This is a genomic window from Stenotrophomonas maltophilia, assembly GCF_039555535.1.
Classification (GTDB): domain Bacteria; phylum Pseudomonadota; class Gammaproteobacteria; order Xanthomonadales; family Xanthomonadaceae; genus Stenotrophomonas; species Stenotrophomonas maltophilia_Q.
Window position 1 is genome coordinate 2,452,810 of the sequence record NZ_CP154630.1, and the last position, 14,928, is coordinate 2,467,737.

The following is a 14,928-nucleotide window of genomic DNA, read 5'->3' on the forward strand; positions in this document are numbered from 1 at the left end:
CGCCCAAAGGGCGGGTTGAGGCGAAGAGTTGCCCATAGGGCGAGCGCTTGTTCGGTTTACTTCTCGGGCGTGGCCTCGATCAGCTTCACCAACTCGCGCTTCTGCTGCTTGCTTAGCGAGCCCCAGCGCAGGAGCAACTTGGCCAGCAGATCATCGTCGGTGTAAAGGAAGGCGGCGGGGATCCCCAACGCTTGGGCCAACCACTCAGCAATCTCCAGCATGGGCTCGTGCTTGCCACGCTCGTACTGGTTGATTCGGGGGCTGGCCACGTGAGGATCCAGACCGGCCCGGATGCCCAACTCCTTCTGCGACAAACCCGTGTGCAGGCGGGCTTGTTTGAGGCGTCGAGCGAAGGTCGGTGTTGAGTCGACGGACAAAGTCACGCGCGCACCCCATGGAGACCCCATAAGGATGGCGGATGTACCCAGCCTTGCATACTAAGATATTCTTAGCTTTGAGGCAACCGGCGACACCGGTAGCGCCGCCCCCCCCCCCCCAGGAGCCACGCCGCTCCCTCATCCCCGGAAACCGCATGCCCGGAACCTCGTCAATGACGCCATCTGGGGTCGCCAGCATCGAGGAGTTGGGCCTTCGTGGCACCCTTTTCCTAGCCGCACTGTTAGCCGCGCAGCTACGACGCCTACCGGTGGCGCCCACACGCCGCTCCACCTTGCTGGTGCTGGACACGCTGCGAGACTTGGCCTTGATCCAAGTTCCCTGGCCAGCCGATCGATGGCAGATCCGCCCCGATGCCGAGGTCACGCCCATCGAAGATCTGCAATGGGCTTTCGCCTGGTCTACCCACGAGCGCAGGCACCTGCTCCCGGTGCTGGAAGACCAACTCGGCGATATGGCACACGATGTAGACTTGGCGGACGCGAAACTGGAGCTGTGGGATGAACTTGCACTCTGGGAGACCGAGCAGTTTCTGGAGCAGCAATTGCTCAAACATCACTTCGACCCAGGCTGGGCACGTGATGTGGGGTTCGTCTTTCAATCCGGACCGCGGGGCTTGCCGATCGCGCGGTGGCGTTACTGCTGCTGGGCGGCGGTACGCCAAGGTGCCTCGGTGGCGATGCGTCTTGGCGTGCACGACAGCGCCCATGTGCGGGAAGCCATCTTTCAGGAGGTCCAGAAGCGCCTGCGCTACCTGATGACCAGTTCGCCCGAGCAAGGCATGTTCAATCCCTATCATTTGGCACCGGAGTCCTCAGTAGCCAAACTGTTTGTAGATTGGGTCGTCCCTATGGAATGGGCGTACTGGACAGGTGAGCGCCACCCCAGCCGCTAGCAGACAAACGAGCAGCCTCGTCAGTCGGCTCCCCCATCTTGCGCATGGCCGCGCCTAGTTTTCTTCACCGCATTTTGTGCTGGCGTCAGTTGATTCAGTAGAGGCTCTAGCGCTTCAAGACGTGCATTGGCACGCAACGCATCGGCTTCAGCGCTCTCGCGGCGCTCACGCTCCCGCGCAAGGGTGTCTTGAACTTGAGCTAGCTCGTTGCGCATGGTATCCAAGGTCTTGGCGTCAGTCTTCCAGCGCTCCTGCAGTGCCAAATAGTCCGTCGCGGTCTGGCGCAACGCCACGACCTCGCTGTGTTGGCCTTCGTGGGCCTGTCGTAGCTGGGCAAGCTCACGCTCAATCCGCCCGTGGCGCTCCAGCCATTGACCATTGTCGCGGTTCAGCACCAACAGCTCCTGATTCTTCGCGCCCAAGGCTTCATTGGCCTGACGTAAGGCTACTTGCAGCTCTTGGACCTGATGCTCGTGACGGCGAAGCTCTTGCTCACGCTGCTCTTTGGTTGAAGTGCGGTAGTGCTCAAGCGCTTCCCGGGCATGGGCATGCTTGTCCTCCAGAGAACGCGTATGCGCCTCATGATCAGCCAGCCGCACCGTCATGCCAGCGATGCGCTCGTTCAACTGGGCGATTTCCGCGATCCTGTCACCTAGATTCTGTTGAAGGAGGGCGTGAGCAGCTTGCTCTTGGTGCAGGCTTGCTTCGGTGCGCTGCAGCCGACTGCTCAAGGCGGCAGCCTCCTCTTGGGCACCGGAAAGCGCCTGTTGCCGACTGTGGAGCTCAGCCTGATGGCGCTCACGCTCCTGGGTGAGGATGGACTCTGCTTCCTCCTGGAGCCGCGAGGCCAAGCGCGCAACCAAGTCCTGCAAAGCATCACTAACGGCTACCGTCCTCGCCGGACCGCCGCCTTCCTCTCCTTCCAGTTCACGCAAGTAGCGGTGGATCGTGGTCTTGGAGCCCGTGTTGCCCAAGGCCACTCGCACCGCGTCGACTGACGGCTTCTTGCGTTGGGCCAGCAGCGCGTCGCGCGCCTTCTGGACGTCACTCTTATAGAGTCCTGCGCGCGCCATCGTGCCACCTCACTTTATTTCGTAATGTATTACATACCATGTAATTACATACTATTAAAGCAGGTAGACGACCGCTCGTCGGCGAAAATAGTTATACGGGATAATATTGAATTATCCCGCCTGATCGTCTTTTTGCTCCAGATTTCACCGGTGGCACGTACGAAACGGTCCGAGAGGAGACGCCCCTGCAGACGCCTATGGCACCTCTATCGACCAGGCCATCCAGAGGGGCCTCGTGCTGGGTTAAAATTGAGCGCGAATGGCCCATTCTTCTCCCACGACCACGCCAATGCCGCCCTAGACCCAGCCTGGGCCTAGATCGTCAAGACGTGGTTACAGCGCACAGCGCTTGAGGGAGTCTTATGCCGACCCATACCGCGGAGGCCGCGCGCCGCCGCACGTTTGCCATCATTTCGCACCCGGATGCCGGGAAAACCACCCTGACCGAGAAGTTTCTGTTGTTTGGCGGCGCCATTCGCCAGGCCGGTAGCGTCAAGTCCCGGAAGTCAGCCAAGCACGCCACGTCCGACTGGATGACGCTGGAGAAGGAACGCGGCATTTCGGTCACCTCGTCGGTGATGCAGTTCCCCTACGATGGCCGCATCGTCAACCTGCTCGATACGCCGGGGCATGCCGACTTCTCCGAGGACACCTACCGTGTGCTGACCGCGGTCGATTCGGCGCTGATGGTCATCGACTGCGCCAAGGGCGTGGAAGAGCGCACGATCAAGCTGATGGAGGTCTGTCGGCTGCGGGACACGCCGATCATGACCTTCATCAACAAGCTCGACCGCGAAGGCAAGTCGCCGGTCGAACTGCTGGACGAGGTCGAGCGCGTCCTCGACATCCCCTGCGCACCGATCACCTGGCCGATCGGCATGGGATCGAGGCTCAAGGGCGTGATCCATCTGATGACCGGCGAGGTCCACCTGTTCGAAACTGGCAAGAACTTCACGCGACAGGATTCGACGATCTTCCCATCCATAGAGGATCCTGCACTGGTCAAGCGCGTCGGAGCGCAGCTCCTCGATGAGGTCCGGGAGGAGCTGGCCCTGGTTCAGGGCGCGTCTCATCCCTTCGATCGCGAACTGTATTTGGCAGGTCTGCAGACTCCGGTATTCTTCGGCTCGGCGGTGAACAACTTTGGTGTCCAGTTGCTGCTCGACTTCTTCGTCACGCATGCGCCGGCACCCAAGCCACGCGACGCATCCCTGAGGAAGGTTTCGCCAGAGGAGCCGGCTTTCAGTGGCTTCGTGTTCAAGATCCAGGCCAATATGGATCCATTGCATCGCGACCGCGTCGCCTTCCTGCGCGTGTGCTCCGGCAGCTATCAGCACGGCATCAAGGCACTCCATGTCCGCACGGGCAAGGAGATGCGGCTTGGCGATGCCTTGACGTTCATGGCGTCCGAGCGTGAGTTGGCCGAGCACGCCTACCCGGGCGACGTCATTGGCATTCATAACCACGGCACGATCGCCATCGCCGACACGTTCACCGTCGGCGATCCGTTGCAGTTCACCGGCATACCGAGCTTTGCCCCCGAGCTGTTCCGGCGCATCCGCCTGCGGGACCCGTTGCGTCTCAAGCATTTGCAAAAGGGTCTGACCCAGTTGTCTGAAGAGGGAGCCACGCAGTTTTTCCGGCCACTGTTGTCCAACGACCTGATCCTCGGGGCAATCGGAACCCTGCAGTTCGAGGTGGTGGCCTATCGGTTAAAGGACGAGTACGGCGTGGAAGCGAGTTTCGAACCGGTCCAGATCCACACTGCGCGCTGGATCCAGGCTGAGAGCGATTCCGATCTCGAAGAGTTCCGTGAGAAGGCGGCAACCCATCTTGCGCTCGATGCTTCCGGAGCCCTGGTCTACCTGGCACCCAGTCGCGTCAACCTGCAGATGGCGCAGGAACGTGCACCGAAGATTTGCTTCACAGCCACACGCGAGCACTCCCAAGCCGTGGGTCGCGCGGACTAGGGGTTGTCCGTGTAAAAATGGTTCTTTGCGGATTACCGTGGAGCCTCGGCTGACCAACGGTGCCCTTGAGGCCTGATTTCCTAGATTCGAGGATGCAGCCATGCTGGACCGGAAGACGATCGAAAAGCTGGATGGCCGGGAAGGCTATCGGGTAGAGCGCGTGGCGTGGCCTGAGGATGACAGCCGGACCGTCACGATCTACCTCAAGCCATCGGCGCGGACGATGTACTGCGAGCACTGCGACACTCCCAAGCCGTGGGTCGCGTGCAGCGCAGGGGAAACCATCACGTTCATGAACCCCTCACCTCCGGTCGAATCGGCAATTGATCGGCGCGGACGTCGACCGCGTGCTCGATAGGCATTGATGCCGGACGTCTAACCCCCACGCTCCCGCATCACCTCGCGCACGATGAACAGCGACGCGATCGAGCACGCTTCAGAGCAGTCCTCGCGCAGGGCCAATTCGTGGAGGCGATCGAGCTGCCAAGGGACCACCTCGAGCTCTTCGGGTTCGTCCCCCGGCAAGCGCTCCGGGTACAGGTCCTCCGCCAGTACCAGATGGATGGCGTTGCTCATGTAGGTGGGGGCCAAGATCAGTGGCCGCAGATAGCGCATAACCTTGGCGCCCATTCCGACCTCTTCCTTCAGCTCGCGATTGGCGGCCTCGAGAATCGACTCGCCGGGGTCCATACGTCCCTTGGGCAGGCCAAGTTCGTATCGATGGGTGCCCACCGCGTACTCGCGAATCAAAAGTACCGTGTGCGGATCGGGCATCGCGGCGATGATGACGCTTCCAGGTGAGCGGGTGTGGAGCCGCTCGTAGAGCCGTCGCTCCCCGTTCGCGAATTCGAGATGCACCTGTTCCAGGCAATACGGGCCGAGCTCGGTCGCATCAGCCCGATGGATGACCGGTAGGCGCAGGATCGTGTTGAGGCGGGACATCAGCCGTCTTCCGATTGCACCGCGCCCGGCGGTTCTGCTTCGGCAATCGCGACGCCGCTGCTGAGGAACATGCGGGCAGCAGCGGCCGCATTCTCCAAGGCCAAGCGGGTGACCTTGGTCGGATCGAGGATGCCGAACGCGACCATGTCGCCGTATTCGCCGGTCTGGGCGTTGTAGCCGAAATTGCCGCTGCCTTCCTTGACTTTGTTGACCACGACCGATGGCTCTTCACCGGCGTTGGCGACGATCTCGCGCAGCGGTGCTTCCATCGCGCGCAGGGCGATCTGGATGCCGTGGTTCTGGTCTTCGTTGGCGCCCTTCAGGCCTGCAATCGCGGCCTTGGCGCGCAGCAGCGCGACGCCGCCGCCCGGGACGATGCCTTCTTCCACCGCCGCACGCGTGGCGTGCAGGGCGTCTTCGACGCGGGCCTTCTTTGCCTTCATCTCGATCTCGGTCGACGCACCGACCTTGATCACCGCCACGCCGCCGGCCAGCTTGGCAACGCGCTCCTGCAGCTTCTCGCGGTCGTAATCCGACGAGGTGTCTTCGATCTGGGTCTTGATCTGGGTGACACGCGATTCGATGTTGGCCTTCTCGCCGGCGCCATCGATGATCGTGGTGTTTTCCTTGGAGACCTGCACCTTCTTGGCGCGGCCCAGGTCCTTGATCGTCGCCTTTTCGAGCGACAGACCGATTTCCTCGGAGATCACGGTGCCGCCGGTCAGCACGGCCATGTCTTCCAGCATCGCCTTGCGACGGTCGCCGAAGCCCGGTGCCTTGACGGCCACGACCTTGACGATGCCACGGATGGTGTTGACCACCAGAGTCGCCAGCGCTTCGCCTTCGATGTCTTCGGCGATGATCAGCAGCGGCTTGCCGGACTTGGCCACGCCTTCCAGCACGGGCAGCAGGTCGCGCACGTTGGCGATCTTCTTGTCGTGCAGCAGCACGTACGGATCGTCCAGGTCAGCGGTCTGCGACTGCTGGTTGTTGATGAAGTACGGGGACAGGTAGCCGCGGTCGAACTGCATGCCTTCGACGACGTCCAGCTCGTTTTCCAGGCCCGAGCCTTCTTCAACGGTGATCACGCCTTCCTTGGTCACGCGGCGCATCGCTTCGGCGATGATGTTGCCGATCGATTCGTCGGAGTTGGCCGAGATCGTACCGACCTGGGCGATCGCCTTGTCGTCGGTGGTCGGCTTGGAGATGTTCTTCAGCTCGGCGACGGCGGCGATCACGGCCTTGTCGATACCGCGCTTGAGGTCCATCGGGTTCATGCCGGCAGCAACGGCCTTGGCGCCTTCGCGGATCAGGGCCTGGGCCAGCACGGTGGCGGTGGTGGTGCCGTCGCCGGCGTCATCGTTGGTGCGGGAAGCAACTTCCTTCACCATCTGCGCGCCCATGTTCTCGAACTTGTCAGCCAGTTCGATTTCCTTGGCGACAGACACGCCGTCCTTGGTGATGGTCGGGGCGCCGAAGCTCTTTTCGAGCACGACGTTGCGGCCCTTCGGGCCCAGGGTGGCCTTGACGGCATTGGCGAGAATGTTGACGCCGCGCAGCAGGCGCAGCCGCGCATCATTATCGAAAAGGATCTCTCTGTGCGTCATGACCGTTCCTCCGCAATAAAAACGCATGCCGGAGGGGAGCCGCCAGAACCCCCGGCATACGCCGACTCCGGCAGCAACACTTTCGTTCCGTCCACCGCCTTCATCGAAAGCCGAACCCGACCCTGCATGTCCACTTCCAGGACCTTGACCTTCACCACATCCCCTTCCGACAGAACGGAATTCGGGTTTTCCACTCGCTCGTCAGAAATCTGCGAGACGTGCACCAGTCCGACCTTGCCCGGCGCGATGGTGACGAACGCGCCGAAGTCAAGCACCTTTGCCACCTTACCTTCGTAGACCCGACCCGGTTCGATTTCGGCCGTGATCTGTTCGATACGCCTGCGCGCCGTGTCGGCGGCTCCGCCGCTGGTCGAAGCGATCACGATCGTGCCGTCGTCCCGGATATCGATCTGCGTGCCAGTTTCCTTGGTGAGCGCCTGGATGGTGGCCCCGCCCTTGCCGATCACCTCGCGGATCTTGTCCGGATGGATCTTGATCGTCAGCAGGCGCGGTGCGAACTCCGACATCTGCTCGCGCGGGGCCTGGATGGCCTTGGCCATCTCCCGAAGGATGTGCAGTCGCCCTTCTCGCGCCTGCGCCAATGCCACCTCCATGATCTCGGCGGTCACGCCGTCGATCTTGATGTCCATCTGCAGGGCCGAGATACCGTCGATAGTGCCGGCGACCTTGAAATCCATATCGCCCAGGTGGTCCTCGTCACCCAGGATGTCGGACAGCACCGCGAACCGATCGCCTTCCTTGACCAGGCCCATGGCGATGCCTGTCACAGGCCCCTTGACCGGAACGCCCGCAGCCATCAGGGCCAGCGAGCTGCCGCACACTGAAGCCATCGAGGAAGAACCATTGGACTCGGTGATCTCCGACACTATTCGAATGGTGTAAGGGAATGCTTCCATCGACGGCATGATCGCGGCGACGCCACGCTTGGCCAGACGGCCGTGGCCGATTTCGCGTCGCTTTGGGCCGATCATCGGACCCGTCTCGCCGACGCAGTAAGGCGGGAAGTTGTAGTGGAAAAGGAAGTGTTCCTTGTACTCGCCGGTGACGGCATCGATGACCTGGCCGTCACGCGTAGTGCCGAGCGTGGTGGTCACGATGGCTTGGGTTTCGCCGCGTGTGAACACCGCCGAGCCATGAGTGCGCGGCAGCACGCCGAGTTGGATCGAGATCGGACGTACGTCTTCGAGACCGCGACCGTCCAGCCGACGCCGATCCTGCAGCACCATGCGGCGCACAGCGGTGTACTCGAGGTCGTCCAGCTCCGCGCGGACTTGGGCGACCTCCCAACCCGTTGCCGAGGTCGTCGGTGCAGCTAGCGCAATCAACACTTCATTTCTGATCGCCTGCACTCGTTTCTTGCGTGCGATCCGGTCGGTGATCAGCAAGGCGCTGTTGAGGTTGTTTCCAATCTGTGTGCGCACCGTATCGGCCAGGGCCAGGTCGCGTGGTGGATGGCTCCACTCCCACTTGGTCACCTTCGCTTCTTGGGCGAGTTCCTCGATCGCTTCGATCACGGGCTGCATGGCGTGGTGGCCAAGCGACACCGCCGCCAGCATGATCTCCTCCGAGAGCACGTTGGCTTCGGACTCGACCATCAACACGCCGTGCCGGGTGCCGGCGACGACCAGATTGAGGTCGGAGGCCTTGAGCTCTTCGGTGGTCGGGTTGACCAGAAAACTGTCGCCGTGGCGGCCGATGCGGACCGCTCCAATCGGCCCCTTGAACGGCAACCCCGACAAGCGCAGCGCGGCGGAGGCGCCGACCATGGCTGGAATATCGGGATCGATCAACGGATCGACGGACAGCACGGTCGCAATGACCTGGACCTCGTGGCGGAACTGATCGGGAAACAGTGGTCTTACCGGCCGGTCGATCAGGCGCGAGGTCAGGATTTCCTTTTCGGTCGGGCGACCCTCGCGCTTGAAGAAACCACCGGGGATACGACCGCCTGCGTAGAAGCGCTCCCGGTACTCGACGGTGAGCGGGAAGAAGTCGAGTCCATCTTTCGCGCGCTTGCTGCCGACCGCGGTTACCAGCACCACCGTATCGCCCATGCGGACTATGACCGCGCCGGACGCCTGCTTGGCGATCTCGCCGGTTTCGAGGGTGAGTTCATGCGCCCCGAAGGCGCAGCGCTTCACGACCGGTAATTTAGCCGGTGCATTCGTCATCAGATTCATTATGTTTTCCTTTCATCAACAAGGATATGCCGACCACCGCAGAGGCGGCCCAATGGGTGCCGCGCGGACTCAGCGACCGGCGTTTCGGCGCATGTTGTGCTGTTTCGCCTCGGCCAGTTCCTCGGTGCACTCCAGGCAAAAAGGCGCGGCGGGATCGGCCATCAAACGGCCATGCCCGATTTCGAGTTCACATCGGCAGCAAATGCCGTAGCGCCCCGATTCGTAGCGATCCAGCGCCGCCTTGATCCGATCCAACTGGATCATCAGGCGACTGCTGCCCGCCTTGGCCATGTGCTGCTGGGAGATGGCGTCGATCCTGCTGACGCGGCCTTGCGTGGTCTGATCGAGGGCGACGGGTTGGCCCGCGTCTTCCAAACCGGCGAGGGTGATGCGAATGTCCCGCTGCTCCTCTACGAGCATGCTGAAGAATTCGTCCAGACTTTGAACGTGTACGGACATGGTGACTCCTCATCTTGGTAGGCGGTATGCCGGGAGCGGCATCCGGAAGCGGGCATTGCGCCCGCGGCCAAGAAGTGAGCGTTAGATTGGAGTGGTCATGAGAGAGCCTCGTCTTGACCCTCTGAACCGCACCCCATTGTGCGGAAACCACATCACCTAGTAGAGCTTGAGGCCATCCTCAAGATCGACGAGACAGGCGGAGGGGTGTTGTATCGTGAATTTCACTAAATCATAGCATGTCAAGTCCCCCGTCAAACGACGGGGGATTACCTCGGGCCTTCTGGGCGCTGATAGCCGCCACGAACCCCATCCTTGGACAGCACCCACTGCCACAGTTGCAGGTCGCGGGCGCGGAATGCACCGGCGCAGGACAACAGGTAGTAGCGCCACATCCGATGGAACCGTTGCCCCAGTTCGTCCTCGAAATGAGGCCATGCCTGCTCGAAGTTGGCATGCCACGCCATCAATGTGTTGTCGTAGTCGGCGCCGAAGTTGTGCAGATCCTCGACGACGAAGAGCTCGTCGCAAGCATCACCGATCTGGCCAATCGACGGCAACTCGCCGTTCGGGAAAATGTAGCGATCGATCCACGGGTCGGTAGTGGACTTGCGCCGGTTCTTGCCGATGGTGTGAAGCAGGAACAGGCCGTCATCGGCCAGGCAGCGATGAGCTACTTCCATGTAGCTGCGATGGTTCTTGCGACCCACATGCTCGAACATGCCGACGCTGGCGATGCGATCGAAGCGCTCGTTGATGGAGCGGTAGTCCTGCAGCCGGAACTCCAGTGGCAGGTCGGCATAACGCTCCGTCGCCCATGCGGTCTGCTCCTTCGAAACCGTCACCCCCACGCACTCAACGCCGTAGTGCTCGGCGGCGTACGCCATGAAGCTGCCCCAGCCACAACCGATGTCGAGCACCCGCATGCCGGGCTCCAGGCGCAACTTGTGGCAGATCATGTCGAGCTTGGCTTCCTGCGCCTCCGCCAGGTTCTTCGCATCGGCCCAGTAGCCGCAGGTGTAGGTCATGCGCGGGTCCAGCATTGCCGTGTAGAAATCATTCCCGAGGTCGTAATGGGCCTCGCCGACTTCCCAGGCCTGTCGCGATGTCTGCCGATTCAGCAGCTTGGCCCGTAGCGAATGAAACATGAGCCGCAACGGTTTGACGTGGCGATCGAGCCGCGCACGCAGGATGCGATCGAACAGTTCGTCCAGCCGATCGCACTCCCATGCGCCGTTCATGTAACTTTCCCCAAGGCCGAGATTGCCCTGTGCAAATACGCGCTCCGGGACGCCATCGACCAGCAACCGGATATCCCATGGGCGATCACCGCCCAGTCGAACATCAGCGATCTCCAGCAGTTCGTCCATCATTCGATGGAGGTGGTTTCGATTGATTGTTTCAGTGGATTTATGCTTGGTTGATGCTTCGGTCATTTGACTTACTGCCGGTGGTTGGCGTCAACGGAGAAGGAGCACCGGGACGCGGCAGGTGCGCAGCATCGTGGTGGTGGTGCTGCCGACAATCAGCTGGCGGATACGCGAGTGGCCATAGGCCCCCATGACCAGCAGATCCACATGCTCGTCACGGATGTAATGGCCGATCACCTCTTCCGCTTCGCCCGGTCGCACCGCGCCGGCCGCAGACAATCCGGCCGCGGCCAGCGTGTCCAGCGCCCAGCGCAATGCGGCTTCGTTTGTGGCATTGGTCGCTCCGACGGTGAGCACACGGATATCGAGTCCACTGAACAACGGGCTGGCCGCCACCATTTCCACGCCCTTGCGGGTCGTGGCGCTCCCATCGAACGCGATCAGCACGCGTTCGATTTCCGTGTAGCTGCGCGACGCCACCAGCAATGGGCGATGGACTGCACGTACCACGCGTTCCAGTTGGCTGCCCAGGTGTCCCTTGGCGAAATCCGCATGCTCGCCACGCTTGCCAAGGACAAACAGGCGTGCATCGCCTTCCAACTCGATGAGGGTGTCCACCAAGGACCCATGCCGCATCCGCGTCTCCGCCTCGATGCCATGGAAAGCGGCCGCAATCCCCTTGGCCTGTTGCAGCACTAGGCGGCCTCGTTCTTGGCCCAGCTTGCTGCGGGTCTCGTCCAGCAAGGCGAGCCCTTCCAGCAACCTGGGCTGGGCATCCGCTCCGAGGTTCCCACTGAAGTCCGCGGTACTGGCCGCTTCCGGATGGCGGTCAAGCACATGAAGGTATTCCAGCGGGGCTTCCAGTCTGTGCGCTGCCCAAGCGGCGTAATGCGCCACGCTCTCGCTGTAAGCGGATGCGTCGGTGGCGGCCAATACACTGCCGCTGTGATCTATATGGGAGTGTCCAATCTTGTCTGTCATGGTTGCTTCCTCAGTGGCCCATCAGCCGCTCGACGGCGTCGGGCTTGTCGTGGACGCCCAAGCGATCCACCAGCGTCGCACTGGCTTCGTTCATTCCTAGGATTTCGACCTCAGTACCTTCACGCCTGAACTTCACCACAACCGTGTCCAGTGCGCCCACCGCGCTGAGATCCCAGAAGTGGGCACGGCCCACGTCAATTTGAACGCGCTCCAAAGCCTCGCGGAAATCGAAGCTAGCAATGAACTGGTCAGCCGAGGCAAAGAAAACCTGCCCGGTCACGGTGTAGCACCGCAGACGCCCACCTTCTTCAGAAGTGGAGCCGATATGAAGCACCTGGCCTACCTTGCGAGCAAAGAACAGCCCCGAGAGCAGTACGCCGATCAAAACGCCCTTTGCCAGATCATGGGTGGACACCGTCACGATAACTGTGGCGATCATCACCACACTAGAAGTCTTGGGATTTGCCTTAAGTGCCGCCAGTGAACCCCAGTTGAAAGTGCCAATGGAGACCATGATCATTACAGCGACCAGCGCCGCCATGGGAATCAGCTTTACCCAAGGGCCTGCAAATACCACCATCAACAATAGGAATACGCCCGCGGCCAGTGATGAGAGGCGACCACGACCGCCGGACTTAACGTTGATGACAGACTGGCCAATCATGGCGCAACCGGCCATGCCGCCAACAAAGCCGGATGCGATGTTGGCTATGCCCTGACCGACCGCTTCGCGGTTTTTGTTGCTCGGCGTATCGGTCAGATCATCGACGATCTTTGCAGTCATCATCGATTCCAGCAGGCCCACGACCGCCAATGTGGCGGAAACCGGGAAAATGATCTTCAGTGTCTCTAGATTCAAGGGAACATCAGGCAACAAGAACACCGGCAAGCTGTCGGGTAGTTCGCCCATGTCCCCCACGGTGCGGATATCAAGCTTGAGCAGGAGCGCGACTATCGTCAGGACCACGATGGCCACCAGCGGCGAGGGAATGACCTTGGTCACGCGTGGCAACAGATAGATGATGGCCAACCCTGCGGCGACCATCGCATAAACGGTCCAAGGGACGTTGGTTAGCTCGGGGAGCTGCGCCAGGAAAATCAGGATCGCCAGCGCATTGACAAAACCGGTGATGACCGAGCGCGAGACGAAACGCATCAACGCCCCGAGCCTAAACGTGCCAGCCAAGATCTGCAGCATCCCGGTTAGGAGCGTCGCTGCCAACAAATACTGCAGTCCGTGCTCCTTCACCAAGCCAACCATCAGCAGCGCCATGGCCCCGGTAGCTGCCGAGATCATTCCCGGACGACCGCCGGTAAAGGCGATAACCACTGCAATGCAGAATGAGGCGTAGAGGCCCACCTGGGGATCAAGCCCGGCAATAATTGAGAACGCAATGGCCTCAGGAATTAGAGCGAGCGCAACAACTATGCCGGCAAGCAAGTCGCCACGAATATTGCCGAGCCAGTCCTGGCGCAGTCGAGTAAGCGTAGTCAAAACAGAATATCCCTAGTCCCGACTGGTCGTCGGGCCAACAGTGTGATTTACGAAATAACAACCCTAAGCCCGCTTGCGGGCTTGATCCGATGACAGGATTTAGGGCGGCGTAATCACTATGGGCACTGGCTCGGGAGTAGAGTTGGGTCCGCTGTTGTTTGCGGCCGCTGGCTGGAGAGCCTAGCACAATCTGCATAGTTGCGTCGAATGATGGACGATTGGCCGGCCACCTTTGAAACGTGCGTGTTCTGGGCCAGGTGACTATCCTCGATCAGTACATTGATGCCGCCACCCGCGAGAACACTGTGCGCAGCTACGCTTCGGCGTTACGGCACTTTGAGGTCGAGTGGCAAGGACACCTTCCGGCCACCCCAGACAGTGTGGCGCGGTACTTGGCCACCTACGCGCAGACCCTGGCCACCAGCACGCTGCGGCATCGCCTGGCGGCGATCGCTTTTTGGCATCGGGATCACGGATTTGTGGATCCCACCCGCTCGCCACTGGTGCGCAAGGTACTTAAAGGGATTCAGACCCTCCACCCGACCCGGGTCAAGCAGGCTGCGCCACTGCAGATCCGGCGGCTGGTCGAGCTCGATGACTGGCTGGCCGCAGCGATTGCTGCGGCCCATGCCCGGGGCGACGGGGCGGCGGCGCTTCGCCATCAGCGGGATCGCGCGTTGGTGCTGCTCGGATTCTGGCGTGGCTTCCGTGGCGATGAACTGCTGCGTCTGGAAGTGGCCCATCTCACGCTGGTGCCGAGACAGGGGATGACCTGCTTCCTGCCGCGCAGCAAGGGCGATCGCCAAGCGGCCGGCGTTACCCATAAGGTGCCGGCGTTGTCGCGGCTGTGTCCGGTAGAGGCGACCCAAGTGTGGCTGCAGGCGGCAAACGTGCAAGACGGGCCGGTGTTTCGGGCAATCAACCAGTGGGGCCACGTAAGTGCCGAAGGGCTCCATCCCAACAGTTTGGTGCGCCTGCTGCGCGAGTTGCTGGCCAGTGCCGGCTTTGCCGATGCGGGGCTCCACAGCAGCCATTCGCTGCGCCGCGGCTTTGCTAGTTGGGCCAACGATCAGGGCTGGGACATGAAGGCGTTGATGGAGTACGTGGGCTGGCGCGATGTTCAGTCGGCCATGCGTTACCTGGACGGGCGTGACCCGTTCGCCCGGGATCGCATTGAAGCGAGCCTGCCCAGCCCAACCGCGCCAGCTCCGGCGATGGCGCTGCCGGCGCCCGAGGTCAAATCTGCCCTGCAGCTGCTCCTACGCATGGTGCTGACCCCGTTTGCCCGCGCCGGCCGCGGCGCGGCCAAGGCCCGGGGCAGAATCGAAGAGATCTGCTTGGCCCCGTTCCAAGCGGTGCGGCTGAACACCGCCAGCAGCGAGTACCGGTTGACTGTTCCCACCGATCCCGACCGGGATCTGGATGAAATCCTGGCCACGTTGCTCGATGACATGCACCGCATGGCCGATACGCACCAGTGCTTCCTGGAAGCGTCGCTCAGTACAGACGACGGCCGGCACTGGGACTGATCCCCCTCACACC

12 protein-coding genes and 1 pseudogene are annotated in these 14,928 nt (G+C 61.6%); 4 read left to right on the forward strand and 9 right to left on the reverse strand.

Going from position 1 to position 14,928, the window contains the following annotated elements; all coding sequences use genetic code 11:
* Positions 1–56: 56 nt before the first annotated feature.
* Positions 57–407: a helix-turn-helix domain-containing protein gene (locus tag AASM09_RS11410; protein ID WP_049432857.1), complete on the reverse strand. Its 351-nt coding sequence runs from the start codon at positions 405–407 to the stop codon at positions 57–59.
* Positions 408–532: 125 nt separating this feature from the next.
* Here AASM09_RS11410 and AASM09_RS11415 point away from each other — a divergent pair, with 125 nt between their 5' ends.
* Positions 533–1,291: a hypothetical protein gene (locus AASM09_RS11415; RefSeq protein ID WP_234026164.1), complete on the forward strand. Its 759-nt coding sequence runs from the start codon at positions 533–535 to the stop codon at positions 1,289–1,291.
* A gap of 20 nt (positions 1,292–1,311) precedes the next feature.
* On the opposite strand, the gene AASM09_RS11420 is transcribed toward AASM09_RS11415, so the two are convergent.
* Positions 1,312–2,364: a DNA-binding protein gene (locus tag AASM09_RS11420; protein WP_049432850.1), complete on the reverse strand. Its 1,053-nt coding sequence runs from the start codon at positions 2,362–2,364 to the stop codon at positions 1,312–1,314.
* 362 nt (positions 2,365–2,726) lie between these two features.
* Here AASM09_RS11420 and AASM09_RS11425 point away from each other — a divergent pair, with 362 nt between their 5' ends.
* On the forward strand, positions 2,727–4,334 hold the full coding sequence (locus tag AASM09_RS11425; RefSeq protein ID WP_005413425.1) for a peptide chain release factor 3: 1,608 nt from the start codon (positions 2,727–2,729) through the stop codon (positions 4,332–4,334).
* A gap of 100 nt (positions 4,335–4,434) precedes the next feature.
* Positions 4,435–4,575: pseudogene (locus tag AASM09_RS11430) on the forward strand (ISL3 family transposase); the annotation flags it as partial.
* 134 nt (positions 4,576–4,709) lie between these two features.
* On the opposite strand, the gene nudE reads toward AASM09_RS11430, so the two are convergent.
* The 7 genes from nudE to AASM09_RS11465 form a co-directional block, all read right to left on the reverse strand.
* A complete protein-coding gene (gene nudE / locus AASM09_RS11435) occupies positions 4,710–5,276 on the reverse strand; it encodes an ADP compounds hydrolase NudE (RefSeq protein ID WP_343368458.1) in 567 nt (188 codons plus the stop codon).
* Complete coding sequence (gene groL / locus AASM09_RS11440) at positions 5,276–6,883, reverse strand: chaperonin GroEL (protein ID WP_343368459.1); 1,608 nt, start codon at positions 6,881–6,883, stop codon at positions 5,276–5,278. Before groL ends, nudE begins: the two co-directional genes overlap by 1 nt.
* Complete coding sequence (pnp, locus tag AASM09_RS11445) at positions 6,880–9,084, reverse strand: polyribonucleotide nucleotidyltransferase (protein ID WP_005413428.1); 2,205 nt, start codon at positions 9,082–9,084, stop codon at positions 6,880–6,882. Before pnp ends, groL begins: the two co-directional genes overlap by 4 nt.
* 69 nt (positions 9,085–9,153) lie before the next feature.
* Positions 9,154–9,543 (reverse strand): TraR/DksA family transcriptional regulator, encoded by a 390-nt coding sequence (locus AASM09_RS11450; protein ID WP_046272806.1) that lies wholly within the window; start codon positions 9,541–9,543, stop codon positions 9,154–9,156.
* A gap of 266 nt (positions 9,544–9,809) precedes the next feature.
* Positions 9,810–10,976, reverse strand: coding sequence for a cyclopropane fatty acyl phospholipid synthase (gene cfa / locus AASM09_RS11455; RefSeq protein ID WP_005413430.1), 1,167 nt, complete (start codon positions 10,974–10,976; stop codon positions 9,810–9,812).
* A 24-nt stretch (positions 10,977–11,000) separates the two neighbouring features.
* Positions 11,001–11,891: a universal stress protein gene (locus AASM09_RS11460; RefSeq protein ID WP_046272807.1), complete on the reverse strand. Its 891-nt coding sequence runs from the start codon at positions 11,889–11,891 to the stop codon at positions 11,001–11,003.
* 10 nt (positions 11,892–11,901) lie between these two features.
* A complete protein-coding gene (locus AASM09_RS11465) occupies positions 11,902–13,386 on the reverse strand; it encodes a SulP family inorganic anion transporter (protein WP_086016262.1) in 1,485 nt (494 codons plus the stop codon).
* Positions 13,387–13,643: 257 nt separating this feature from the next.
* Here AASM09_RS11465 and AASM09_RS11470 point away from each other — a divergent pair, with 257 nt between their 5' ends.
* The gene (locus tag AASM09_RS11470; RefSeq protein WP_343368460.1) at positions 13,644–14,915 is read left to right on the forward strand and encodes a site-specific integrase; all 1,272 of its coding nucleotides are present in this window, start codon (positions 13,644–13,646) and stop codon (positions 14,913–14,915) included.
* Positions 14,916–14,928: the final 13 nt, after the last annotated feature.

Bases quoted from the DNA above. Each gene is read 5' to 3' on its own strand.
- AASM09_RS11410 (WP_049432857.1), bottom strand. From the start codon at position 407: ATGGGGTCTCCATGGGGTGCGCGCGTGACTTTGTCCGTCGACTCAACA.
- AASM09_RS11415 (WP_234026164.1), top strand. From the start codon at position 533: ATGCCCGGAACCTCGTCAATGACGCCATCTGGGGTCGCCAGCATCGAG.
- AASM09_RS11420 (WP_049432850.1), bottom strand. From the start codon at position 2,364: ATGGCGCGCGCAGGACTCTATAAGAGTGACGTCCAGAAGGCGCGCGAC.
- AASM09_RS11425 (WP_005413425.1), top strand. From the start codon at position 2,727: ATGCCGACCCATACCGCGGAGGCCGCGCGCCGCCGCACGTTTGCCATC.
- nudE (WP_343368458.1), bottom strand. From the start codon at position 5,276: ATGTCCCGCCTCAACACGATCCTGCGCCTACCGGTCATCCATCGGGCT.
- groL (WP_343368459.1), bottom strand. From the start codon at position 6,883: ATGACGCACAGAGAGATCCTTTTCGATAATGATGCGCGGCTGCGCCTG.
- pnp (WP_005413428.1), bottom strand. From the start codon at position 9,084: ATGAATCTGATGACGAATGCACCGGCTAAATTACCGGTCGTGAAGCGC.
- AASM09_RS11450 (WP_046272806.1), bottom strand. From the start codon at position 9,543: ATGTCCGTACACGTTCAAAGTCTGGACGAATTCTTCAGCATGCTCGTA.
- cfa (WP_005413430.1), bottom strand. From the start codon at position 10,976: ATGACCGAAGCATCAACCAAGCATAAATCCACTGAAACAATCAATCGA.
- AASM09_RS11460 (WP_046272807.1), bottom strand. From the start codon at position 11,891: ATGACAGACAAGATTGGACACTCCCATATAGATCACAGCGGCAGTGTA.